This window comes from Brenneria salicis ATCC 15712 = DSM 30166 (assembly GCF_003315515.1).
Taxonomy (GTDB): Bacteria; Pseudomonadota; Gammaproteobacteria; order Enterobacterales; family Enterobacteriaceae; genus Brenneria; species Brenneria salicis.
The window spans coordinates 59,800-83,983 of sequence record NZ_QNRY01000008.1 but is presented as its reverse complement, the minus strand read 5'-3'; the positions used below and the strand labels follow the sequence as shown (position 1 = coordinate 83,983).

Annotated in this window: 21 protein-coding genes; 19 read left to right on the top strand and 2 right to left on the bottom strand. The window is 50.7% G+C overall.

Annotation, left to right across the window (positions count from 1 at the left end; translation table 11 throughout):
• Positions 1 to 438: 438 nt before the first annotated feature.
• The 12 genes from dnaA to DES54_RS05860 all read left to right on the top strand — a co-directional run bounded on the left by dnaA (position 439) and on the right by DES54_RS05860 (position 14,053).
• Positions 439 to 1,830 carry a chromosomal replication initiator protein DnaA gene (dnaA, locus tag DES54_RS05915; RefSeq protein WP_113865666.1) on the top strand — a complete coding sequence of 464 codons (1,392 nt, stop codon included), beginning with the start codon at positions 439 to 441 and terminating at the stop codon, positions 1,828 to 1,830.
• A gap of 4 nt (positions 1,831 to 1,834) precedes the next feature.
• The gene (dnaN, locus tag DES54_RS05910) at positions 1,835 to 2,935 is read left to right on the top strand and encodes a DNA polymerase III subunit beta (RefSeq protein WP_113865665.1); all 1,101 of its coding nucleotides are present in this window, start codon (positions 1,835 to 1,837) and stop codon (positions 2,933 to 2,935) included.
• Between the two features lie 99 nt (positions 2,936 to 3,034).
• Positions 3,035 to 4,120, top strand: a complete 1,086-nt coding sequence (gene recF / locus DES54_RS05905) for a DNA replication/repair protein RecF (RefSeq protein ID WP_113865664.1) — start codon at positions 3,035 to 3,037, stop codon at positions 4,118 to 4,120.
• Between the two features lie 18 nt (positions 4,121 to 4,138).
• Positions 4,139 to 6,556, top strand: coding sequence for a DNA topoisomerase (ATP-hydrolyzing) subunit B (gene gyrB, locus DES54_RS05900; RefSeq protein ID WP_113865663.1), 2,418 nt, complete (start codon positions 4,139 to 4,141; stop codon positions 6,554 to 6,556).
• Between the two features lie 244 nt (positions 6,557 to 6,800).
• Positions 6,801 to 7,106 (top strand): PTS sugar transporter subunit IIB, encoded by a 306-nt coding sequence (locus DES54_RS05895; protein ID WP_113865662.1) that lies wholly within the window; start codon positions 6,801 to 6,803, stop codon positions 7,104 to 7,106.
• A 154-nt stretch (positions 7,107 to 7,260) separates the two neighbouring features.
• Positions 7,261 to 7,584 carry a PTS lactose/cellobiose transporter subunit IIA gene (locus DES54_RS05890; protein ID WP_113865661.1) on the top strand — a complete coding sequence of 108 codons (324 nt, stop codon included), beginning with the start codon at positions 7,261 to 7,263 and terminating at the stop codon, positions 7,582 to 7,584.
• Between the two features lie 128 nt (positions 7,585 to 7,712).
• Positions 7,713 to 8,552 (top strand): sugar-phosphatase, encoded by an 840-nt coding sequence (yidA, locus tag DES54_RS05885; RefSeq protein WP_113865660.1) that lies wholly within the window; start codon positions 7,713 to 7,715, stop codon positions 8,550 to 8,552.
• 512 nt (positions 8,553 to 9,064) lie between these two features.
• Positions 9,065 to 9,763, top strand: a complete 699-nt coding sequence (gene dgoR, locus DES54_RS05880; protein WP_113865659.1) for a D-galactonate utilization transcriptional regulator DgoR — start codon at positions 9,065 to 9,067, stop codon at positions 9,761 to 9,763.
• Positions 9,760 to 10,656 carry a 2-dehydro-3-deoxygalactonokinase gene (locus tag DES54_RS05875; protein WP_113865658.1) on the top strand — a complete coding sequence of 299 codons (897 nt, stop codon included), beginning with the start codon at positions 9,760 to 9,762 and terminating at the stop codon, positions 10,654 to 10,656. The genes dgoR and DES54_RS05875 overlap by 4 nt, the downstream gene beginning before the upstream one ends.
• A complete protein-coding gene (locus DES54_RS05870; RefSeq protein WP_113865657.1) occupies positions 10,640 to 11,257 on the top strand; it encodes a 2-dehydro-3-deoxy-6-phosphogalactonate aldolase in 618 nt (205 codons plus the stop codon). Before DES54_RS05875 ends, DES54_RS05870 begins: the two co-directional genes overlap by 17 nt.
• Positions 11,254 to 12,402, top strand: a complete 1,149-nt coding sequence (gene dgoD, locus DES54_RS05865) for a galactonate dehydratase (RefSeq protein WP_113865656.1) — start codon at positions 11,254 to 11,256, stop codon at positions 12,400 to 12,402. The genes DES54_RS05870 and dgoD overlap by 4 nt, the downstream gene beginning before the upstream one ends.
• A 361-nt stretch (positions 12,403 to 12,763) precedes the next feature.
• Positions 12,764 to 14,053 (top strand): MFS transporter, encoded by a 1,290-nt coding sequence (locus DES54_RS05860; protein WP_113865655.1) that lies wholly within the window; start codon positions 12,764 to 12,766, stop codon positions 14,051 to 14,053.
• A gap of 94 nt (positions 14,054 to 14,147) precedes the next feature.
• Here the strand turns inward: DES54_RS05860 and bhsA are convergent, their stop codons facing one another.
• Positions 14,148 to 14,405 (bottom strand): multiple stress resistance protein BhsA, encoded by a 258-nt coding sequence (bhsA, locus tag DES54_RS05855; RefSeq protein ID WP_113865654.1) that lies wholly within the window; start codon positions 14,403 to 14,405, stop codon positions 14,148 to 14,150.
• A gap of 236 nt (positions 14,406 to 14,641) precedes the next feature.
• On the opposite strand from bhsA, the gene DES54_RS05850 reads away from it, so the two are divergent.
• On the top strand, positions 14,642 to 15,925 hold the full coding sequence (locus tag DES54_RS05850) for a YidR family protein (RefSeq protein ID WP_113865653.1): 1,284 nt from the start codon (positions 14,642 to 14,644) through the stop codon (positions 15,923 to 15,925).
• A 23-nt stretch (positions 15,926 to 15,948) separates the two neighbouring features.
• On the opposite strand, the gene DES54_RS05845 is transcribed toward DES54_RS05850, so the two are convergent.
• Complete coding sequence (locus tag DES54_RS05845) at positions 15,949 to 16,353, bottom strand: YceK/YidQ family lipoprotein (protein ID WP_240634939.1); 405 nt, start codon at positions 16,351 to 16,353, stop codon at positions 15,949 to 15,951.
• Between the two features lie 316 nt (positions 16,354 to 16,669).
• Between DES54_RS05845 and ibpA the strand changes: the two genes are divergently transcribed.
• The 6 genes from ibpA (at position 16,670) to dcuR (ending at position 24,112) form a co-directional block, all read left to right on the top strand.
• The gene (ibpA, locus tag DES54_RS05840) at positions 16,670 to 17,083 is read left to right on the top strand and encodes a small heat shock chaperone IbpA (RefSeq protein ID WP_113865651.1); all 414 of its coding nucleotides are present in this window, start codon (positions 16,670 to 16,672) and stop codon (positions 17,081 to 17,083) included.
• A 139-nt stretch (positions 17,084 to 17,222) separates the two neighbouring features.
• Entirely contained in the window at positions 17,223 to 17,678 is a 456-nt protein-coding gene (gene ibpB, locus DES54_RS05835) for a small heat shock chaperone IbpB (RefSeq protein WP_113865650.1), read from the top strand.
• Between the two features lie 296 nt (positions 17,679 to 17,974).
• Positions 17,975 to 19,633 carry a putative transporter gene (locus DES54_RS05830; RefSeq protein ID WP_113865649.1) on the top strand — a complete coding sequence of 553 codons (1,659 nt, stop codon included), beginning with the start codon at positions 17,975 to 17,977 and terminating at the stop codon, positions 19,631 to 19,633.
• Positions 19,634 to 20,224: 591 nt separating this feature from the next.
• Positions 20,225 to 21,637: an anion permease gene (locus DES54_RS05825; RefSeq protein WP_113865648.1), complete on the top strand. Its 1,413-nt coding sequence runs from the start codon at positions 20,225 to 20,227 to the stop codon at positions 21,635 to 21,637.
• Between the two features lie 152 nt (positions 21,638 to 21,789).
• Positions 21,790 to 23,397 (top strand): sensor histidine kinase, encoded by a 1,608-nt coding sequence (locus DES54_RS05820; protein WP_113865679.1) that lies wholly within the window; start codon positions 21,790 to 21,792, stop codon positions 23,395 to 23,397.
• Positions 23,390 to 24,112 carry a two-component system response regulator DcuR gene (gene dcuR / locus DES54_RS05815; RefSeq protein WP_113865647.1) on the top strand — a complete coding sequence of 241 codons (723 nt, stop codon included), beginning with the start codon at positions 23,390 to 23,392 and terminating at the stop codon, positions 24,110 to 24,112. Before DES54_RS05820 ends, dcuR begins: the two co-directional genes overlap by 8 nt.
• Positions 24,113 to 24,184: the final 72 nt, after the last annotated feature.

The following is a 24,184-nucleotide window of genomic DNA, read 5'->3' as shown; positions in this document are numbered from 1 at the left end:
CGCGGGCTGGGAATTATACGGACTCTATAATAAAGCGCAAGGATCCTGCGAAGATCTCTCCCGCAAGATCATGATCGCGGTCATCGTAAGGATCTTGTCATCGGGTTTATTCTTGATCGTCGTCCGGACACGCAGGCCAGAGCGGGAAAGATCCGATCTTTGTCATGCACCGCACAAAGCTGCTATAAGAATAGCCTGTGGATAAAAAGGATCAAAACTGTGCAGAAGGGGAGGATCTCTTCTGTGGATTAGGTTATGATCCGCCGTCCCGTTGGTGATCCTTCGTCGGGATCGTCACGGTCATCCGCTTAGATAACGCGGTGCGCCTGTTTTCCGTTGCGTTGCGGGATGGGGAATGGGCGCCAAAATCATGAGTCACATAAATAACGTTTCTTAATTCTTTTCTTTTTGATCGTTCTTGTTCGAGTGGAGTCCGCCGTGTCACTTTCGCTTTGGCAGCAGTGTCTTGCCCGTTTGCAGGATGAGTTACCTGCCACAGAATTCAGTATGTGGATACGCCCATTGCAGGCAGAACTGAGTGATAACACTCTGGCGCTCTACGCCCCCAATCGTTTCGTACTGGATTGGGTTCGTGATAAGTATTTAAATAACATCAATGGTTTGCTCAATGATTTCTGTGGAATGGATGCCCCGCTGCTGCGTTTTGAGGTCGGGAGCAAACCATTGGTTCAGGCGGTAAGCCAGCCCGTCAATCATCATCATGTTAGTGTTGCGACAGCGCCGCAGACCCGTTCGGCGCCGGTGCGCCCAAGCTGGGATAATTCACCGGCGCAGGCTGAACATACCTATCGTTCCAATGTGAACCCCAAGCATACGTTTGATAACTTTGTTGAAGGTAAGTCAAACCAGTTGGCGCGGGCGGCAGCGCGTCAGGTGGCGGACAATCCGGGCGGCGCCTATAACCCGTTGTTTTTGTACGGCGGCACGGGGCTAGGTAAAACGCACTTGTTGCATGCGGTGGGCAACGGCATTATTGCCCGCAAAGCCAACGCCAAAGTGGTTTACATGCATTCTGAGCGCTTCGTGCAGGATATGGTGAAAGCGTTGCAGAACAATGCGATTGAAGAGTTCAAACGCTACTACCGTTCTGTCGATGCGTTACTGATTGATGATATTCAGTTTTTTGCCAACAAAGAGCGTTCTCAGGAAGAGTTTTTCCATACGTTTAATGCCTTGTTGGAAGGTAATCAGCAAATCATTCTGACTTCCGATCGCTATCCTAAAGAAATCAATGGTGTGGAAGACCGACTGAAGTCCCGTTTTGGCTGGGGGCTGACGGTTGCCATTGAACCGCCGGAGTTGGAAACCCGCGTGGCGATCCTGATGAAGAAAGCGGATGAAAATGACATTCGTCTGCCCGGCGAAGTGGCTTTCTTTATCGCAAAACGTCTGCGTTCCAACGTGCGTGAGTTGGAAGGCGCATTGAACCGGGTTATCGCCAATGCCAACTTTACCGGGCGTTCCATCACCATTGATTTTGTGCGTGAAGCGCTGCGAGATCTGCTGGCATTGCAGGAAAAACTGGTGACTATCGACAATATTCAGAAGACAGTGGCGGAATATTATAAAATCAAAGTCGCCGATCTGTTGTCTAAACGTCGTTCCCGTTCAGTGGCGCGCCCACGTCAGATGGCGATGGCGCTGGCCAAAGAACTGACCAACCATAGCCTGCCGGAAATCGGCGACGCGTTTGGTGGACGTGACCATACCACGGTGTTGCACGCCTGTCGTAAAATCGAACAGCTCCGTGAGGAAAGTCACGACATCAAAGAAGATTTTTCCAATTTAATCAGAACATTATCTTCATAACATTATGAAATTCATTGTTGAACGCGAACATCTGTTAAAGCCACTGCAACAGGTCAGCAGTCCGTTGGGCGGCCGGCCGACATTACCGATTCTGGGCAACCTATTGATACAGGTGACCGAGGGGGCGTTGTCGCTGACCGGTACTGATCTCGAAATGGAGATGGTGGCGAAAGTGGCGCTCACGCAGCCGCATGAACCGGGCGCGACCACGGTGCCGGCCCGTAAACTCTTCGATATCTGCCGGGGGCTGCCGGACGGCGCGGAAATCTCCATCATGCTGGATGGCGATCGTATGCTGGTGCGCTCCGGTCGTAGTCGTTTTTCGCTGTCAACCTTGCCTGCTGCGGATTTTCCCAATCTGGATGACTGGCAGAGTGACGTGGAATTTTCCCTGCCGCAAGCCACGTTGAAGCGGCTGATCGAGGCCACGCAGTTTTCGATGGCGCATCAGGATGTGCGTTACTACCTCAACGGCATGTTGTTTGAAACCGAAGGCGAGGAGTTGCGCACCGTGGCAACAGATGGACATCGACTGGCGGTGTGCGCCATGCCGGTAGGTCAGCCTTTGCCGTCGCATTCGGTGATCGTGCCGCGTAAGGGCGTAATGGAATTGGTTCGTTTGCTGGATGGCGGCGATACACCGCTGCAACTGCAAATCGGTAGTAATAATATTCGCGCGCATGTCGGTGATTTTATCTTTACGTCTAAGCTGGTTGATGGCCGTTTTCCCGATTATCGCCGCGTTTTACCGAAGAATCCGGATAAAGCGCTGGAAGCCAGTTGTGATTTGCTGAAACAGGCATTTTCCCGCGCCGCGATATTGTCGAATGAAAAATTTCGCGGCGTGCGGCTGCACCTCATTCATAACCAGTTGAAGATCACCGCCAATAACCCTGAACAGGAAGAAGCGGAAGAGATCCTAGATGTACAATATGAGGGTACCGAGATGGAGATCGGGTTTAATGTCAGCTACGTGCTGGACGTTCTGAATGCGCTGAAGTGCGAGGACGTGCGCTTGCTGCTGACCGACTCGGTTTCCAGCGTACAGATTGAAGACGGCGCGAGTCGGGCGGCGGCTTATGTCGTTATGCCAATGCGCCTCTAGCCGTATGGCGGGCTATTTTACTTGCCAGATTGGGATTGGGCTGCGCCTGGTCCCAATTTGTCTGCGGCAATCACGCCTTTGAATACATGAAACAGTCGCATGGCGCTTACTCGTCTTCTGATTAAAGATTTTCGTAATATTGAAGCGGCTGATCTGGCGCTGGCGCCCGGCTTTAACTTTTTGGTCGGGGCGAATGGCAGTGGTAAAACCAGCGTGCTGGAAGCGATTTATACGCTGGGGCATGGACGGGCGTTCCGCAGCGTGCAGGCGGCGCGCGTAATCCGTCACGATCAGGCGGAATTTGTCCTGCATGGCCGTATCGACAGCGCGGAGAAAGAACGTGCCATCGGGCTGAGCAAAAACCGTCAAGGCGACAGTAAAGTGCGTATTGACGGCAGCGATGGCCATAAAGTGGCTGAACTCGCGCAGTTGTTGCCGATTCAGCTTATTACACCCGAAGGTTTTACCCTGCTAAATGGCGGGCCGAAATTTCGCCGCGCTTTCCTCGACTGGGGTTGTTTTCATAACGAGCCTGGTTTTTTCTCCGCCTGGAGCAATATGAAACGCCTGCTGCGTCAGCGCAATGCCGCGCTGCGTCAGGTGAGCCATTATGGTCAACTCAGAGCCTGGGATCAGGAACTGGTGCCGTTGGCCGAACGTATCAGCGAATGGCGGGCGCAGTACAGTGAAGCGATTGTCGAGGATATCTCTGCAACCTGTACGCAATTCCTGCCTGAGTTTTCGCTGGGGTTTTCGTTCCAGCGCGGCTGGGACAAAGAGAGTGAGTACGCCGAACTGCTGGAGCGTCAGTTTGAACGTGACCGGCTGTTGGGCTACACGGCGCTTGGGCCGCATAAAGCCGACTTTCGTATCCGCGCCAGCGGCGTGGCCGTAGAGGATATGCTATCCCGCGGTCAGCTAAAACTGCTGATGTGCGCATTAAGATTGGCCCAGGGTGAGTTCCTCACCCGTCAGAACGGACTGCGCTGTCTGTATCTGATTGATGATTTTGCTTCCGAACTGGATAGTGCCCGCCGCCGTTTGCTGGCCGAACGGTTAAAAGCCACCCATGCACAGGTTTTTGTCAGCGCCGTCAGCGCTGAGCAGATAGACGACATGGTTGGTGAAAAGGGCAAGATGTTCCGCGTGGAACAGGGTAAAATAACGGTTCAATCACAGGACTAAAATGAGCGGGAAACGTTGATGTCGAATTCTTATGACTCCTCAAGTATCAAGGTATTGAAAGGGCTGGATGCGGTACGTAAACGTCCAGGTATGTACATCGGTGATACGGACGACGGTACTGGTCTGCATCATATGGTATTCGAGGTTGTGGACAACGCTATCGACGAGGCGCTCGCTGGCTATTGTAAAGACATTATCATCACTATCCACGCTGATAACTCCGTTTCGGTACAGGATGATGGCCGTGGAATTCCCACCGGGATCCATGAAGAAGAAGGGATCTCCGCCGCGGAAGTGATCATGACGGTGCTGCATGCCGGCGGCAAGTTTGATGACAACTCCTATAAAGTTTCCGGCGGTTTGCACGGCGTAGGGGTATCGGTCGTTAACGCCCTGTCTGAAAAACTGGAACTGGTGATCCGCCGCGAAGGTAAAGTTCATGAACAGACTTATCGCCACGGCGTGGCGCAGGCTCCGCTGAAAGTGGTGGGTGAGAGCGAGAAAACCGGTACGACAGTCCGTTTCTGGCCGAGTCTGGAAACCTTCACCAACGTGGTGGAATTCGAATATGAGATCCTGGCCAAGCGTCTGCGTGAATTGTCATTTCTTAACTCCGGCGTATCAATCCGCCTGATTGACGAGCGCGAAAAAGACAAAGCCGATCACTTCCATTATGACGGCGGGATCAAAGCATTCGTCGATTACCTCAATCGCAACAAAACGCCAATCCATCCCACCGTATTCTATTTCTCCACCGTGAAAGACGACATCGGCGTTGAAGTCGCTTTGCAGTGGAATGATGGTTTTCAGGAAAATATTTACTGCTTTACCAACAATATTCCGCAACGTGACGGCGGTACGCACCTGGCCGGTTTCCGCGCGGCGATGACCCGTACCCTGAACACCTATATGGATAAAGAGGGCTACAGCAAGAAAGCCAAGATCAGCGCCACCGGCGACGATGCGCGTGAAGGGCTGATTGCGGTGGTTTCCGTTAAAGTGCCCGATCCGAAATTCTCCTCACAGACCAAAGACAAGCTGGTTTCTTCCGAAGTGAAAACCGCGGTTGAATCGTTGATGAACGAGAAGCTGGTGGACTATCTGATGGAAAATCCGTCGGATGCCAAAATTGTGGTGGGTAAAATCATTGATGCGGCGCGAGCTCGTGAAGCGGCGCGTAAAGCGCGTGATATGACGCGCCGCAAAGGTGCGCTCGATCTGGCCGGGCTGCCGGGTAAATTGGCTGACTGTCAGGAGCGCGACCCGGCGCTTTCCGAACTCTACCTGGTGGAAGGGGACTCCGCGGGCGGCTCTGCCAAGCAGGGGCGTAACCGTAAGAATCAGGCGATCCTGCCGCTGAAAGGCAAGATCCTTAACGTTGAGAAAGCGCGTTTCGATAAGATGCTCTCCTCGCAGGAAGTCGCCACGTTGATTACGGCGCTGGGTTGCGGCATTGGCCGGGATGAATACAACCCGGACAAGCTGCGTTATCACAGCATCATTATCATGACCGACGCCGACGTCGATGGTTCTCACATCCGTACTCTGTTGTTGACCTTTTTCTATCGTCAACTGCCTGAAATTATTGAACGCGGCCACGTTTATATCGCTCAGCCGCCGCTGTACAAAGTGAAGAAAGGCAAGCAGGAACAGTACATCAAAGACGACGAAGCCATAGATCAGTACCAGATTGCGCTGGCGCTGGACGGGGCGACGTTGCACGCCAATGCCCACGCTCCGGCGCTGGCGGGAGAACCGCTGGAAAAGCTGGTGTCTGAGCATTACGCCGTGCAGAAAATGATTGGCCGTATGGAGCGTCGCTTCCCGCGCGCACTGCTTAACCGTTTGATCTATCAGCCCGCATTGACGGAAGCCGATTTGAGCGATAGAGCAAAGGTACAACAGTGGATTGAAGCGCTGGTCATCAGTTTGAACGAGCAGGAAGTGCATGGCAGCGCCTATAGCTTTGTGATCCATGAAGATAAGGAACGTCAGCTTGTCGAACCGGCGCTGCGTGTGCGTACTCACGGCGTGGATACCGACTATCTGCTGGGCGCAAGCTTCGTCATGGGTGGCGAGTACCGCAAGCTGAACCAACTGGGCGAAAAACTGCGTGGTCTGATTGAAGAAGATGCGTACATCGAGCGTGGCGAGCGTCGCCAACCGGTCGCTAGTTTCGAACAGGCGCTGGATTGGCTGGTGAAAGAATCCCGTCGCGGTCTGTCGATCCAGCGTTATAAAGGTCTGGGAGAAATGAACCCGGAACAGTTGTGGGAAACCACTATGGATCCCACCAGCCGTCGCATGTTGCGTGTGAACGTGAAAGATGCGATTGCCGCCGATGAGTTATTTACCACGCTGATGGGCGATGCGGTTGAACCTCGTCGGGCGTTTATCGAAGAGAACGCCCTGAAAGCGATGAATATCGATATCTGATAATCCCTTTCGCCAACCATCATGACAGGCCGGTGTTCCGGCCTGTCATGATATTTGGTTAAATGCCATTCGTTATAAAGAAATCCCTCTTGTTTTTATCATCATGAAATAATAAATAGCGTCGTTTTTTCGCACTGCGCGCCTGTTTATGATCATGTTCAAAGATTATAAAACCCAATATGAAACCGGTGGCATATTATTCCCTATCTTGCTTGAATAAAAAAAACACGCGATGAGGTGCGGGATGAAGAGGCTCTTACTCTGTTGTGCGGCGGGGATGTCCACCAGCATGTTAGTCCAGCGGATGGAGAAAGTCGCAAAAGAAAAATGTATTGATATTGAAATAAAAGCGGTGGGATTTAACGAGTTTAGCGACGTGATTGATGAATGTGACTGCTGCCTGCTTGGACCGCAAATTAAATATAAACTGGTTGAGTTTAAAGATATTGCGGAGGAAAAAAATAAACCGATTGCGGTTATCAATACCATTGATTACGGCACGATGAATGGTGAAAAGATTCTGAATGACGCCCTCAATATGATGCGCTAAATCCCGCGTTTCAGGATAGCCCGTCATCTTCAGGTTGCCAATCTCCTGTATACCGTGCCGCGATGTCGCTGATCTATTACCTCTTCTTCAAAATGTATGAGCGCCAGCTTTGAGTGCAGGAACAAACGTCATTGGAAACCCAGGAGAGTCACTGATGAAACTGGATGAAAACACCCTCATGGAATTGATCATTTATGCCGGAGAAGCGCGTTCGGATGCTATGGCAGCATTGCGCGCGGCCAGAGAACATGATTGGGGAAAGATGGATCAGATGCTGAATTCGGCGTCTGTGGCGGCGCGTAAGGCTCACCAGATCCAAACGTCACTGATCAGTGCGGATGAAGGCTGCGGGAAAATCCCGGTCAATCTGATTCTGGCGCATGCGCAGGATCACCTGATGAACGCGATCCTCTGCCGTGATCTGGTAGAGGAACTGGTTTATTTGCACCGGGAAATCGCCGACCTGAAACGTGGATGATGTCGTGTACGGCCAGTAACGCTTTTTACTATATATATCATAAACATGTTATCACATGGTATTTCACTGGCGACTTCATCGCTGAATCGCGTTAGCATAAAAACACATACGGTGATGTGGGAAAAATTATGTCTATAAAACTGATCGCAATTGATATGGATGGGACGTTACTGACGCCGCAAAATCAAATTTCTCCCGCGGTGAAAGCGGCTATCGCGGCGGCAAGAGCGAAAGGCGTCCAGGTGGTGCTGGCGACGGGTCGCCCGTTCATTGGCGTGGCGCGTTATCTGGTGGAACTGGATTTGCAGCAGGAAGATTGCTTTTGCATCACCAATAATGGCGCCCTGGTACAGCGTGCGATAAATGGCGAGTGTGTGGCGCAAACAACGCTGAGCTTTGATGATTATCTCTATTTTGAAGCGCTCTCCCGCAGACTGAATGTTCATTTTCACGCGATGGATTTCAATTTTGTCTATACCGCCAACAAAGACATTAGCGCTTATACCGTTCATGAATCACATTTGACCGGTATCCCGCTGAAATATCGCACGGTGGAGGAGATGGATCGCAGCATGACCTTCCCGAAAGTCATGATGATTGATGAGCCGCCGCTGTTGGATCACGCCATCAGCCAGATCCCGCCGCAGGCGTTTGAGCGCTATACCATCATGAAGAGCGCCCCTTTTTATCTGGAAATTCTGGATAAGCGTGTGAATAAAGGCGCAGGGGTGAGAATGCTGGCCGAGCACCTTGGCATCGCGCGTGAAAGCGTGATGACGCTGGGCGATCAGGAAAACGATCTGGCGATGCTGGAGTATGCCGGGCTGGGGGTGGCGATGGGCAATGCCATTGAAACGGTGAAAGCAATCAGTCGGTTTGTGACTAAAACCAATCAGGAAGATGGCGTGGCCTATGCGATCGAGAAATTTGTGCTCAATGATGAGTGGGATGGCAAACCGGCCGCATAATTAACATCCGCATAAAAAAAACGGACTGTCCTATGATGTGAGGAAAGTCCGTTTAATTTTTGATTATTAGTGAAGCTCTGTCATAACGTGTTTAACGATAAGGCGGGAGGATACGCTAAGAAGACAACCCTGTTTTCCGGGTCGTTTAACCACGCTGTTTTGCCTTCAATGAGGGTTTCTGCCGGTACAAACGGCGCCCTGTCTGCGTTGTCAATCACCTAATTTAATTGAAATCAAAGGGTTAATGCCTAGCAAGCGATACCCGCCAACTCACTGTTTATCCATCCCTGATTATCTGAGTGTTGAAATTTATTGGCTATATAGGTTGCAAAATTGTTCTAGTGTTCGTTTTGTGATCTGGATTGTAGTACAACAAATATAAATAGCACTACAATCAACCCAAGAAAGAAGCTTATGTGGCGGTTATTGTGCAACAGTTCTACGACGCTCAGCGGCATGACAGGTAAAGTAAAGGAAGCGATATCAACCCGTTTTGTTTCTCTGAGGTGACGATGAATAAACAGGAATTGAGTAAAACCGACCGCATCATTCTGAATATTGGTCAGCAAATTGTTGGCGGTAAGTACGCTCCCGGAGCGTCATTACCGGCAGAGGCGGAATTATGCGAAGAGTTTCAAACCTCACGCAACATTATTCGTGAGGTTTTCAGAGCGCTGATGGCTAAAAGGCTGGTGGAGGTAAAGCGGTATCGCGGTGCGTTTGTGGCGGCGCGTAACCAGTGGAATTACCTGGATACCGATGTATTGCAATGGGTTCTGGCCACCGACTATGACCCGCGGCTGATCCGCGCCATGAGCGAGGTGCGTAATCTGGTCGAACCGACGATTGCCCGCTGGGCCGCGGAACGGGCGACCTCAAGCGAACTGGCGGTTATCGAAGCGGCGTTAAACGACATGATCGCCAATCACCAGGATCGCGATGCGTTTAACGAAGCGGATATTCGCTTTCATGAAGCGGTGTTGGCGGCGGTACATAACCCGGTATTGCAACAGCTTAGCGTGGCTATCAGTTCGTTGCAGCGGGCGGTGTTCGAGCGAACCTATATGCCGGATAACGCTAACATGCCGCGCACGCTGCGGGAGCATCAGGATCTTTACGATGCTATCCGGCATCAGGACGCTGATGCGGCGGAACAGGCGGCGCTAACCATGATCGCCAGTTCTACGAAACGACTAAAGGATATTACATGAGTGAAAGCTATATCGCGGTTGACTGGGGATCGACCAACCTGCGGGCCTGGTTGTACCTGGATGGCGTTTGTATCGACACGATGAAGTCCGAAGCGGGCGTCACGCGGTTAAACGGCCAGACGCCGCGGCAGGTTTTTCAGCACCTTGTCGCACCCTGGCGGCAGCATAATGTACCCGTGGTCATGGCTGGCATGATTGGCAGCACTGCCGGCTGGTTGTCGGTGCCTTATCTCCCTTGTCCGATGCGGTTGACGGAAGTGGCCCATCGGCTGACGCGGGTAGAGGAAGCCAGGCCGTTATCCGCCTGGATTGTCCCCGGCCTGAGTATTGAGCGGGACGATAACTGCAATGTGATTCGCGGTGAGGAAACCCAACTTATCGGCGCGTATCGTGAATGTCCCTCGCCGCTCTACCTGATGCCGGGCACGCATTCGAAGTGGGTGCGGACTGATGACAGCAATGTGCTGGATTTCCGCACGGTGATGACCGGCGAACTTCACCATCTATTGATGACGCACTCGCTGATTGGCATGGGATTACGTGAGCAGCAACCTGCGCCACAGGCTTTTCAGCAAGGATTGGCCCTCGCTTTTCATGATGATAATATCGTTCGTTGCCTGTTTGAAACCCGTGCGGCGCATGTGTTGGGCCGCTTGGACAAAAGTGCGGTCAGTGACTGGCTATCAGGATTACTTATCGGTAATGAGGTGTCGCAAATGCGGCGCCACTATCAGGTGGCGGCGGACGAGCCGATTACGCTGGTCGGTTCGCCAGCGCTGACGGCGCGCTATGAGCAGGCATTGTCATTCGCCGGATTGCGTTGGCGGTTACTTGATGGCGATCAGGCTTTTCAGGCAGGTATAAGGAGCATCGTTCATGAGTTGGCAGACTAATCTTCCCTTGATTGCCATTTTGCGCGGCATTACGTCAGACGAGGTGGCGGAACATATCGCCGTGTTGCTGGATGCGGGATTTGATGCGGTGGAGATCCCGCTGAATTCGCCAAATCCCTATCACAGTATTCAACTGGCGATTGAGCATTTTGGCGATCGCGCGCTGATTGGCGCGGGGACGGTGTTGCAGCCTGATGCGGTTGATCAGTTGCATCATATCGGCAGCAAGCTGGTCGTGACGCCCAACATTTCTCCCGCGGTGATCCGTCGGGCCGTCGATTACGGCATGACGGTCTGTCCCGGCTGCGCCACTGCCACGGAAGCATTTACCGCGCTGGATGCCGGCGCTCAGTCATTGAAAATTTTTCCGTCGTCGGCATTTGGGCCGGATTATATCAAGGCGCTGAAAGCGGTCTTGCCAAAAGAGATTCCCGTCTTTGCCGTCGGCGGGGTGACGCCGGAAAACCTGAAGGATTACCTGCGCGCGGGTTGCATCGGCGCCGGATTAGGTAGCGATCTTTACCGAGACGGACAGTCGGTCGACGTTACGGCGCAAAACGCGCATGCATTTGTTAACGCCTATAAGGATGCTGTTCTATGAAAATTACCAAACTTACCACGTACCGGCTGCCGCCTCGCTGGATGTTCCTGAAGATTGAAACCGATGAAGGTGTTGTCGGTTGGGGCGAGCCGGTTATTGAAGGCCGCGCGCGTACCGTTGAAGCCGCCGTCCATGAACTGTCCGACTATCTGATCGGCCAGGATCCGGCCCGTATTAATGACATCTGGCAAGTGCTTTACCGGGCGGGTTTCTACCGGGGCGGCCCAATCCTGATGAGCGCGATCGCCGGTATCGATCAGGCCTTATGGGATATCAAAGGCAAGGTGCTGGGCGTGCCGGTGTATCAATTACTGGGCGGCCTGGTGCGCGATAAAATCAAAGCCTACAGCTGGGTAGGGGGCGATCGTCCTGCGGAGGTGATTGCGGGGATCAGAAAGCTGACGGAAATTGGTTTCGACACGTTTAAGCTGAACGGCTGTGAGGAAATGGGCATTATCGATAACTCACGCAAGGTGGATGCCGCGGTTGCGGTAGTGGCCGAAATTCGTGAGGCCTTTGGTAACAGCATCGAATTCGGTCTGGATTTTCATGGCCGCGTCGATGCACCGATGGCGAAAATTCTAATCAAAGAACTGGAGCCGTATCGCCCTTTATTTATTGAAGAACCGGTTCTGGCTGAACAGGCGGAATATTATCCTCGTCTGGCGGCGCAAACCCATCTGCCGATTGCGGCAGGAGAGCGTATGTTCTCCCGTTTTGACTTCAAGCGGGTGCTGGCGGATGGCGGTTTGGCCATTATTCAGCCTGATTTATCTCACGCAGGCGGCATTACAGAGTGCTTTAAAATTGCGGCAATGGCGGAATCTTATGACGTTGCTTTGGCGCCGCATTGTCCGCTGGGGCCCATTGCATTGGCGGCCTGTTTACATCTTGACTTTGTTGCGCGTAACGCGGTGTTTCAGGAGCAAAGTATGGGTATTCATTATAATAAAGGCGCCGAACTGTTGGATTATGTAATAAATAAAGAAGACTTTGTCATGACAGACGGTCATTTTTATCCCCTGAATAAACCCGGCCTTGGGGTTGATATTAATGAAGACCTGGTCATTGAACGTAGTAAAAATGCACCTGATTGGCGTAACCCGGTATGGCGTTATCCTGACGGCGCGGTTGCAGAATGGTAATAAGCCGAATGGTAATAATAAAGTAGAACGATTCTCTAACGCATTATAGCGATTAAATAACGATTACCACACATATATTTATTTTTTATGCGGGTGATTATTTTTATTGGCTTGGGGGATTCTTACGGCTTTTTATGGCGTTCCATTATCAAATTGAAGCGAGGTTATTTTGTCCACCAGGGGAATATAAATAATCATTGCCATTATCTGGCCCGCTATCTCAATGAATATTGAGATAGTGCGCTTATACCGGGGAAAAACAAAAGCATACCACCTGCTGGTGTTGTTTATATCTCAAAACAGCGGATGGAAAAGATTACCGTCCGCGTAATAAAATAAATAGCGATAACAGGAATATAAGATGGATATAACATTAACTACCCGTCCTACAAAACGACGCTATCTCACATTACTGATGATATTTATTACGGTCGTCATTTGTTATGTGGATCGTGCTAATCTGGCTGTGGCTTCGGCTCATATTCAGGAAGAGTTTGGTATTACTAAAACGCAAATGGGATATATATTTTCAGCATTCGCCTGGACATATACGTTATTCCAAATTCCAGGGGGATGGTTTCTTGATCGCGTCGGCTCAAAGCTGACCTATTTTATTGCCATTATGGGATGGTCGGTCGCCACGTTATTACAGGGGTTTGCCACCGGCCTGGCATCATTAATCGGTTTACGGGCGTTGACCGGGTTATTTGAAGCACCCGCTTTTCCGACCAATAATCGCATGGTGACAAGCTGGTTTCCTGAGCAGGAGCGGGCCTCCGCCGTTGGGTTCTATACCTCCGGGCAATTTGCCGGTTTGGCATTTTTGACGCCTTTGCTCATTTGGCTTCAGGAGCTTATGAGTTGGCACTGGGTATTTATTGTCACGGGCGGGATCGGCATCGTCTGGGCGCTCATCTGGCATTTTGTTTATCAGCCACCGAAAAAAAATAAAAAGATCAATCAGGCGGAACTGGACTATATCGCCACCGGCGGCGGTATCATTGATGGTGATGCGCCGTCTGAGAAAAAATCCCGCATGCCTTTAACCGCTGCTGACTGGAAGCTGGTGTTTAACCGTAAACTGATTGGCGTGTATATCGGGCAGTTTGCGGTGACGTCGACGCTGTGGTTCTTCCTGACCTGGTTCCCAAATTACCTGACGCAGGAAAAGCACATCAGCGCATTGACCGCAGGCTTCATGACGGTTGTTCCCTTTCTGGCCGCGTTTTTCGGTGTGTTATTGTCAGGGTTTGTGGCTGATCGCCTGGTGCGTAGCGGTAAATCGATAGGATTTGCCCGTAAAACGCCCATCATCTGTGGTTTATTGATTTCAACCTGCATTATGGGCGCTAACTATACCAACGAACCGATCTGGATCATGACGTTAATGGCCGTCGCTTTCTTTGGCAATGGGTTTGCCTCCATCACCTGGTCACTGATTTCGTCATTGGCGCCGATCCGTCTGATTGGTTTGACCGGCGGAGTATTCAACTTCGTCGGTGGCCTTGGCGGAATTACCGTACCGTTGATTATCGGTTATCTGGCGCAGGATTACGGTTTCGCTCCCGCGTTAACCTATATTGCCGCGGTTGCGCTGATAGGGGCCTTGTCTTACATCTTTCTGGTGGGCGACGTTGAACGCGTAGGATAATCATCTGACGATATACATTATCCCCAACTAAAAAAAACCGGCTTGTCCTGATGAGGAGACAAGCCGGAAGAGGGTAATACTGATAAAGCTAATATTAGTTATAAATTACCGCAGTACCGCGCAGCAGGTTATTACCGGTTGCAGAAGTGATGCTATATGATGTAGCGCCCGCTTTTTCCGCTTTTTCAGCCAACTGTGCTTGCAGAGAGCTCAGGTCTTTAGCCGTTGCGCTAACCACACCGGTTTTTTCCAGATTCTGCGCCTGATGTGCAGACACATAATCAGCGGCGGAAGCGCCGAAAGACAGGGTAGCGAGTACGACAGCAGCAGCGATGGTTTTTAAGTTTTTCATAATGTCTTATCCTATTCTGATTGATAAAGATGAAAGGTGATGCCCTTTCGATATGAATAATGTTACGCCTATGCTAATGAAATAGATAACGTATGTTATTGAGGATCTTGTTCTATTTTTTTGAATAACAACGCATCCAGTCGTTCTTTGTTTAAGTTGGTAAAACAATAACTTATACATTAAATTGAATTTAATTTACAAAGTGTTGATTAGCTGTAATTACATGGAGAGATGATTTGCCTAAAGAACTACAGTTAACGTTTAATACTGCTGGTCATCAGATAACCAATATTAATGCCTGGTCATGTGATGGAAATTGGCTGGTTTATGATGTCAGGCCTCATGGATCTTCATTTACCGGACTGACTATTGAGCGGGTTAACCTCTATAGCCGCGAAACCGAGGTGATCTACCGGGCTGAAGCCGGTGCGCATGTCGGTGTCGTGACCTGTAGCCCGCAAGAGCCGCTGCGCTATTTATTTATTCATGGGCCGGAAAACCCGGATAGTCAGTGGCAATATGATTTTCATCACCGCCGTGGCGTTATCGTCCATGACAATCTTCCAGGTCAGACAGTGACGCTGGATGCATTTTCGATTACGCCACCCTATCAGGCTGGCGCGCTGCGTGGCGGAACGCATGTGCACGTATTCAGCCCGGATGCCAGCCGGGTGAGTTTTACCTACAACGATCATGTCTTGCACGAAATCGACCCGGCGCTGGATTTACGCAATGTCGGCGTGGCGGTGCCGCTGTCGCCGACAACCGTGCCGAAAGCGCATCCGCGGGAATATGACGGCAGCCACTATTGTGTGCTGGTCAGCCGGACGACGCCGCATCCTCGCCCTGGCAGCGACGACATTAATCGCGCCTATGAAGAGGGTTGGATCGGTTCCGGCGGGTATCGTCGTCCTGATGGTACGCGGCAGCGCTGGGCGCTAGCCTTTATTGGCGATACGCTTTCGGCGGCGGGAGAGAAAGTGCCGGAAGTCTTTATTGTCGATTTGCCAGAGGAACTGGCGGATTACGCTCGCGCCGGGGAAACGCCGCTGGCAGGCACCGCCACAACGATGCCCGCACCGCCGCGGGGGGTACGGCAACGCCGCCTGACTTTTACTCAGCATCGCCGTTATCCTGGATTGGTGAACCAACCTCGTCACTGGCTGCGGGCTTCACCCGACGGCAGCGTCATCGCTTTTTTGATGAAGGATGACAACGGCATCGTTCAACTGTGGACGATTTCCCCCAATGGCGGCGAACCCCGGCAGATCACGCAGACGCCACATGGCATTCAGTCGGCGTTTAACTGGCGTCCTGATGGTCGCTCGCTGGCTTTCATCTGTGACAACGGCATCATGTTGTGTGACGCTGCAACCGGTGAGTTAGTTCGCTTGACTCGGCGTGCGGAAAAGGCGCCCAGTGCGGATGCGGTGGTGTTCTCACCCGATGGCCGACATATCGCGTATATGCGCGAAATTAACGGATTTAATCAGCTTTTTGTCGTGGCTGCGTCCGCGTGAGGCAATATTAAGGCAAGCGCGGATTAAAGCTGATTGTGGGCAGCGGTCGTGGGCGGTGAACCGGCGCTCTGGTTCTCTTGCTCACTTTGTTGAATGCGATCGTGCATAGAGGTGTGGTCATGCCCTGAACGATAATAGTCATAAGGCAGCAACAGGGTATCGGCTATCGCGGAAAACGGCAGGTCAAGCGCCACCAGCGGCAGCATCGCCCAACTGGTATCGTCGTCGCGCAACATATCCATACTGGCGCGAGTGCCGGAGTAGTACCCTTGTTCGGAACCGGTGCGCGTCATTACGCTTGAGCAACCACTAAGCGAGGTGATGGCGCAGCTTGTGATGATGAAAGAGAAGCAAGCTTTTTTCAGTATGGCCGTTTTTAGCCTGATCATTGTATCGTCCGCCAGGGGAAAGTCTGTTCGCCCAGTCATCAAATATACCTGTCATCCCTCAAATGTCCGTGCACTTGCCTTGCCTGAAGATCGGATAAGCGCGATTCAGTGATTATGCGAACGCATCTTGTCTGTCACTCATTGAGTGTATGTGATAACACCTGTTTTATGCGTGAATTTTGCCTGAAAAGCACGAATTTTTCTTTTCAGGCAATTGAAAGTCTGAGAAGGGTCACCATATTGATAACAAGCCGGACGAAAGGGATATGCCGTAAGGGTATCTGTTCTGGCGGTGAACCTGTCCTGAGGGAAGGTTGATAGTTAATCCTCGCTGAATATTTTAGGAGGCTGTTTTATGCGTAATCCTGATTTTTCTCCGCTTTATCGTTCCGCTATCGGTTTTGATCGCCTGTTTAATCTGTTGGAAAGCGGTCAGGCCCAAAGTAATGGCGGTTATCCCCCGTACAACGTCGAATTGGTTGATGAAAACCAATACCGCATCGCCATTGCTGTGGCTGGTTTTGCCGAACAGGAACTGGATATCACCGCTCACGACAACATGCTGATCGTGAAAGGCGCGCATGCCGGTGAACAAGCGGCCCGCAACTACCTGTATCAAGGCATTGCCGAGCGCAATTTTGAACGCAAGTTCCAGTTGGCTGAGCATATCCAGGTGAAAGGCGCCAATTTGCAAAACGGCCTGCTGTATATCGATCTGGAACGTATCGTGCCGGAAGCCATGAAGCCGCGTCGGATTGACATCAAATAACCGACGTTGACCTGCGGTCAATTGTGACGGACGGCGCCTGAATGAATAAACCTCTCTCGTCCGCCGAATGGGGACGAACACAGACACGCCTTGCCGTGACTGGGAGAGATTGTCTCGCTTCATAGAAGGAGTAAACATTATGCGTAACTATGATTTATCACCTCTGCTGCGTCAGTGGATCGGTTTTGACAAATTAGCCAGTTCGATGGGCGGTCAGGAACCCATTGAGTTCCCGCCGTATAACATTGAGAAAAAAGACGATAACCACTATCGCATCACCCTCGCTTTAGCCGGATTTCAGCAAAGCGAACTGGATATCGAGGTGGAGGGGCCGCGCCTGACGGTAAAAGGCAACCCGACACCGACGGAAAAAGAAGTGCAATACCTGCATCAGGGGTTGGTGTTTAAACCTTTCTCCCTGAGTTTTACGCTTGCAGAGCATTTGCATGTCTTTGAAGCACATTTCGAACACGGCTTGTTGCATATTGATCTGGTGCGTGAAGTGCCGGAGGCGCTGCAACCGCAGCGGATTGCGATTGGCGCTAGCCAGCCGGTATTAACCCAGTCTCCCGCAGAGAGTGAATCTAACGGGTAAGCTGACGGTTTGCGCCGGGCTTTACCGAAAGTCGCGGTCTGATGGCGCGTAAGTGATGCCGGTTTTGTTGGTTGTACCCGCGGTTTAGCCAGGCCGCGGGTATTTTTATTGGGGGCTATCTTTGCCCGCCAAAAGCGACGTTAAAAATTTCCCCTGGAAATTTTTTGTGCTGCCCGCCACGTTTCTCCCCGAATCGTTCTGCCAGAATCAATAACAGTAAAAGCCTATACTCAAACGAGTGGTCTGCTTTTGCTCATTTCCCGGGCAGATAAATCCTTACAATAAGGATACAAGGTATGAGTGATATCGCGCTTACCGTGAGTATGTTGGCGCTGGTGGCGGTTTTGGGCTTATGGATTGGTAACTGGCGGATTTATGGTATCGGTTTAGGGATTGGCGGCGTCTTGTTCGGCGGGATTATTATCGGGCATGTCGCTCAGAGTTATCAGCTTAGTTTGAATAGCGATATGCTGCATTTCATTCAGGAGTTTGGGTTAATCCTGTTTGTGTATTCCATCGGTATTCAGGTCGGTCCGGGGTTCTTCTCATCCTTGCGTGTTTCTGGTTTGCGTCTCAACGCCTTTGCCATTCTTACGGTATTTATCGGCTGCGCGGTAACCGTCGCCATTCATAAAATTTTCGATGTTCCTTTGCCTATTATTCTTGGGATTTTTTCCGGCGCCGTAACCAATACGCCCTCTCTCGGCGCCGGGCAGCAAATCCTGACCGATCTCGGTTCCGATGGTGCGATGATTAACCTGATGGGGATGGGCTACGCCATGGCTTATCCGCTGGGGATCTGCGGTATTTTACTGATGATGTGGGTGCTGCGTGTGTTGTTTCGTGTGGTGATTGAGACAGAGGCGAAACAGTTTGAAAGCCATTACGGGCAACAACATGAGCAACTGCATACAATTAACGTGTCGGTGACCAACACCAATTTACAGGGGTTGGCGATTCAGGATGTGCCTATTCTGAATCATGACACGATAGTTTGCTCTCGCCTCAAACGTGGCGATGAAATGATGGTGCCTTCCCCCATGACGGTTATTCAATTGGGTGACTATTTGTATCTAGTGGGGACGAAAAACGATCTGGAACAGGCACGGCTGGTGATCGGCCAGGAAGTGGATACATCGCTATCGACTCGTGGCACTGATTTGCATGTCGAGCGGGTGGTGGTGACCAATGAAAAGGTGCTGGGGCGCAAAATTCGGGAATTGAACCTGAAGAAAAACTACGATGTGGTTATTTCCCGCCTGAATCGCGCCGGTGTCGAACTGGTTGCCAGTAACAATGTCAGTCTGCAATTCGGCGACATCCTTAATCTGGTCGGACGCCAATCTTCCATTGATATCGTGGCGGATATCGTGGGGAACGCGCAGCAGAAACTCCAGCAAGTACAGATGTTGCCGGTATTCATCGGGATCGGTCTGGGGGTTCTGTTGGGGTCGATTCCGCTGTTTATTCCAGGCTTTCCTGTCGCGTTAAAGTTGGGACTGGCGGGCGGACCGTTGGTGGTGGCGCTGATTCTGGGGCGGATTGGCGGTATCGGCAAACTATATTGGTTTATGCCCCCCAGCGCGAACCTCGCGTTGCGTGAACTGGGGATCGTGCTGTTTCTGTCGGTGGTCGGGCTGAAATCCGGTGCGGGCTTTATTGATACCCTGTTGTATGGCGATGGGCTGTGGTGGATTGGTTACGGCGCGTTGATCACCATCATTCCATTGCTGATTGTCGGCATCCTGGCGCGGATGTTGGGCAAGATGAATTATTTGACGCTATGCGGTATGTTGGCTGGCTCAATGACGGATCCGCCCGCGCTGGCGTTTGCGAATGGACTCCATGCGACCAGTGGCGCCGCTGCGCTTTCCTATGCCACTGTTTACCCGTTGGCGATGTTTTTACGCATTATGTCGCCTCAATTACTGGCCGTTCTGTTCTGGGCGATGTAACTCACGCTCCAGGGGTTGAAAAATACTGCTTAAAAAATGTGCTTAAATGTTATCGACAGGCTAAAAAATAAAACGAATCAGAAGAGGTAAATAAATCGCCTTAATTATTTTTTTAATGAGAATATTGTGCTAAAAATAAATTAAGCCATATAACTGGTTGCCTATAAAAAGGAATATTAAAACCACACTGTAAATAAGGTTTTAATGATGAGTTCGAAAGAAGAGCGCTCGTTAATTTTATGTTTTTTTATTGTTGATTATTATTGAATTTAAAGGTTTTTTTGTTCCTTCCTTGTATTAAAAAAATTTGATAAACAAATTAATAATTACATTTAGTAACTAAAGTAACGCTTCTTCCAGGTCGCTTTATAATATTATCTTTTCATTAGTTATTCGGTTTGATGGGGCGAGAAAAGCACCCTGACCTAATTATTTTCTCGTCTTTTTTTTCCACAGATGTTTCCTGTTGTGCTTGTTAATGCCACATTAACTTGCAGGGTGATGAAGGAAGAAGAAAAGAAACACCAACTCCTCCGCGCGGGACATCCGTTGTGAATTAACGATTTCGTTTTAATGAAGAGTGGTGTTCTTATGTCTGCAAATAGTAGCAGGTTGCTAAAGCTCCTGATTATCGTCTGTATTGCCGGTGGGTTATGGTTACTTCCGGTTCCTGAGGGGGTCAAACCCGATGCCTGGCACTTAATGGCGATTTTCATCGCCACCGTGGTCGGCCTGATCCTCTCTCCGTATCCTCTTGGCGCTATGGCGATGTTCAGCCTGACGTCTGTCGCAATATTAGGTCTGTTATCCATTAAAGAAGTTTTGGCCGGATTCAGCGACCCGACCATCTGGATGATTGCCTGTGCGTTCTTTATTTCCCGCGGATTCATTAAAACCGGTTTTGGCCGACGTATCGGTCTGCTGTTTATCAGCAAGCTGGGTAATAGTTCGCTGGGGCTGGCCTATGGTCTGGTGTTCACCGATTTATTGTTCGCGCCAGCCATGCCGTCCACCTCTGCCCGCTGCGGAGGGATTATCACGCCGTTGTTCCGCTCTATTTCTGAAGCGTATGACTCAACGCCGGAAAAAGGTACGCAACGCCGTATCGGTGCTTTCCTGGTGCAGTCGATTTTCCAGTGTAATGCCGTGACGTCGGCAATGTTTATGACGTCCATGGCGGGTAACCCGATGGTCGCCAAGCTCGCTTCCCAGTTTGGTATTAACATCAGTTGGACCGACTGGGCGTTGGCTACCTTGTTGCCGGGCTTCCTGTCGCTGGCGCTGATCCCTTATCTGATCTACCGTTTTTATCCGCCGGAACTGAAAAAAACCTCGGAAATGCGCGCAATTGCAGTCGAAAGGCTGCGTGAAATGGGGCCAATGAGCCGCAATGAATGGATTGTACTGGGCGTTTTCTTTGGTCTGGTCACGTTCTGGGTGCTGGGCTCTACGCTGAACATTGACGCCACCCTGACGGCGCTGGCGGGTCTGAGCGTGCTGTTGCTCAGCCGCGCATTGACCTGGGATGATGTGGTCAGTGAGAAAGAAGCGTGGCATACCGTTGTCTGGTTTGCGGTATTGATGACGCTGGCGGGACAGCTTAACAAAATGGGCCTGATTTCCTGGATGGGCGGTCTGGCGGGTAATGCAGTGAGCGGTATGCACTGGCTGCCGATGCTCGGTCTGTTGCTGCTGGTTTATTACTATAGCCACTACCTGATGGCGAGTGCGATTGCCCACATTAGTGCGATGTATGCGATTTTTGTTTCCATAGCACTGGCGGCAGGCGCGCCCCCGATGCTGACTGTGCTGGTTTTCGGTATCTTCAGTAACCTGTTTATGTCCACGACCCACTATTCCAGCGGACCGGCGCCGATTCTGTTCGGCTGTGGTTACATGCCGTTGAGCACCTGGTGGAAAATTGGTTTCTCTGTCAGCCTGGTCATTATTCCCATCTGGCTGGGTGTGGGCTCTGTGTGGTGGAAACTGCTTGGCTTCTGGTAAGGCCAGGTAGCGTATTTGACGTCAATTTTATTCAATTCCCCTCCTACTATGACGCGTTCGGCCACCTGTGGTGAGCGCGTTTATCCCAACACGCGGAAAGTGATGAAACAGTATAAAATAACGGTGTAATGATGGTTATTCGGGAGAGCGACATGAGCAAGAAAAAAACACCGTTGAAATTAGGTACATCGGTGTTTCTGATGGTTTCTGTTGTGCTTGGCGCCGTACTGTTGGTAGTGTATTCCTTATTATTTTTTCGTATCAATCAATTATCAGAAGATCATCTGCGGGAAAAAGCCTTCTCGATTGCCCGAACGCTTGCCTCGTCTCCAGCGGTCATCAATGAATTGAAAGGGATAGGTGATCCAGAAGCGGTTCAGAGGGAGGCGGAGATGGTTCGACGCCGCAACCAGTTGCTCTTTGTGACCGTCACCGATATGAATACCGTTCGCCATAGTCACCCGGAACCCGACAGAATTGGTGAATATTTTGCGGGCCGTGACATTTATCCCGCACTGCTGGGGATGGAACACTCCTCAATCAATCGCGGCACGCTTGATCCGGCATTAAGGGTTTTTACACCGGTTTTTGACAGCAATAACCGACAGGTAGGCGTGATCGCGCTGGGTATTGCGTTGACCAGCGTGCAAAAAGTTATCAGCGAAAACCGTTGGATGATCCCCTGGGCTATCCTTGCCGGGGCGCTGGTTGGTTGGTTGGGGACATTGATGTTGGTGAAGGTGCTCAAACGGATTATGCTGGGTTTTGAGCCCTACGAAATATCCAACCTGTTTGAGCAACGTAATGCCATGCTCAAGCATATCAAGGAAGGGGTGATTGCCGTGGATGAGCAGGGGCGCATTACTGTCATTAATGATGAGGCCAGACGATTATTCCGTCAGGATAATCAGGATAATTCGGTAGAGTTCATCAGTGAGCAGTCGCTGGACCACTTGCATCTGAAACAAGTTCTGGAGAGCGGCATCCCGTTGCGAGATGAAGAAATCAACTTTAACGGCCACCTGTTGTTGACCAATACCGTGCCGGTGTTTGTCAAAGGCGATATGATCGGGGCTATCGCCACATTTCGTGATAAAACGGAAATCAGTCAGTTACTGCAACGTTTGACCGGTATGTCCTACTATGCGGATGCGTTGAGAGCGCAGTCGCATGAATTCATGAATAAACTGCACGTCATATTGGGGATGCTGCATTTAAAATATTATTCTCAACTGGAGGATTATATTTTGAAAACCGCCAATAATTATCAGGCGGAAATTGGCTCGATTATCCGTAAAGTGAAATCGCCGGTGATAGCTGGTTTCTTATTGGGTAAAATTAACCGAGCGCGTGATCTTGGCATTACGTTATCCATCAGTGAAAAAAGTCTGCTGCCGGACACGGATGACGTCGATGCAACCAATGAATTGATTACTGTGCTGGGCAACCTGATTGAAAACGCCATGGACGCCATAAACGGCCAGGAAAATTGCGAAATCAGCGTCAGTTTCCATCATCAGGATGGACGTTTACATGTTACGGTTGGTGATGATGGACCTGGAATTGCGCTGGCGGATCAGGAACGTATTTATGAGCATGGTTTTTCCACCAAAGGCAGTGGACGCGGCATTGGCCTGTATCTGACCAAACAGAGTCTGGAGAAGATTGGCGGCCAAATCGATTTTGAGTCGGAACCTGAGGTATATACCCAGTTTTTCGTTATTATTCCCTATCAAGCAAGGCTGTTTGACCATGATTAATGTACTGATTGTTGATGACGATGCCATGGTTGCAGAGCTAAATAAATCTTATCTGAATCAGGTTTCTGGATTTAGCTGCTATGCGACAGTACCTACATTGCAGCAGGCGAGAAATCTTCTGATGCAAACCAACTCCGAAATCGACCTGGTGTTGCTGGATATCTATATGCAGCAGGATAACGGTCTGGACTTGTTGCCGACCATCCGGGAATTTAGCGAAAAAACGGATGTGATTATTATTTCTTCTGCCAGCGACGTTTACACTATCAAAAAAGCGCTGCATTACGGCGTGGTGGATTATCTGATTAAACCTTTCCAGTTTTCGCGTTTTGAGCAGGCATTGACGGCCTACCGTGAAGAAGCGAATTTGCTAAAACATCGCGATTTTGTGGCGCAGTCTGATATCGATCACCTTATTCGTCGTACCAGCAGCACTTCGGCCACTGAGCGTAAGAAGTTGCCTAAAGGACTGACCAGTTTAACGCTGCGCACTGTGTGCGAGTGGATTGAAGGTAATCAGGGGGCTGAATTTTCAACGGAAATGTTGGCGAATGCCATCGGCATCTCACGCGTGTCGTGCCGTAAGTATCTAATCTATCTGGCTGAGACCGGTATTCTTGCCACCAATATCCTCTATGGTTCCACGGGCCGGCCAGTGTATCTCTACCGCCTATTGCCAGAGAAACAGGATGCGTTGCGCCAGTATTGCGAGTGAGTCTGGCATCATTCTGGTGATGGATTATGGTCATAAAAAGCGCCCCGGCAACAGTTTGCCGGGGCGCTTTTT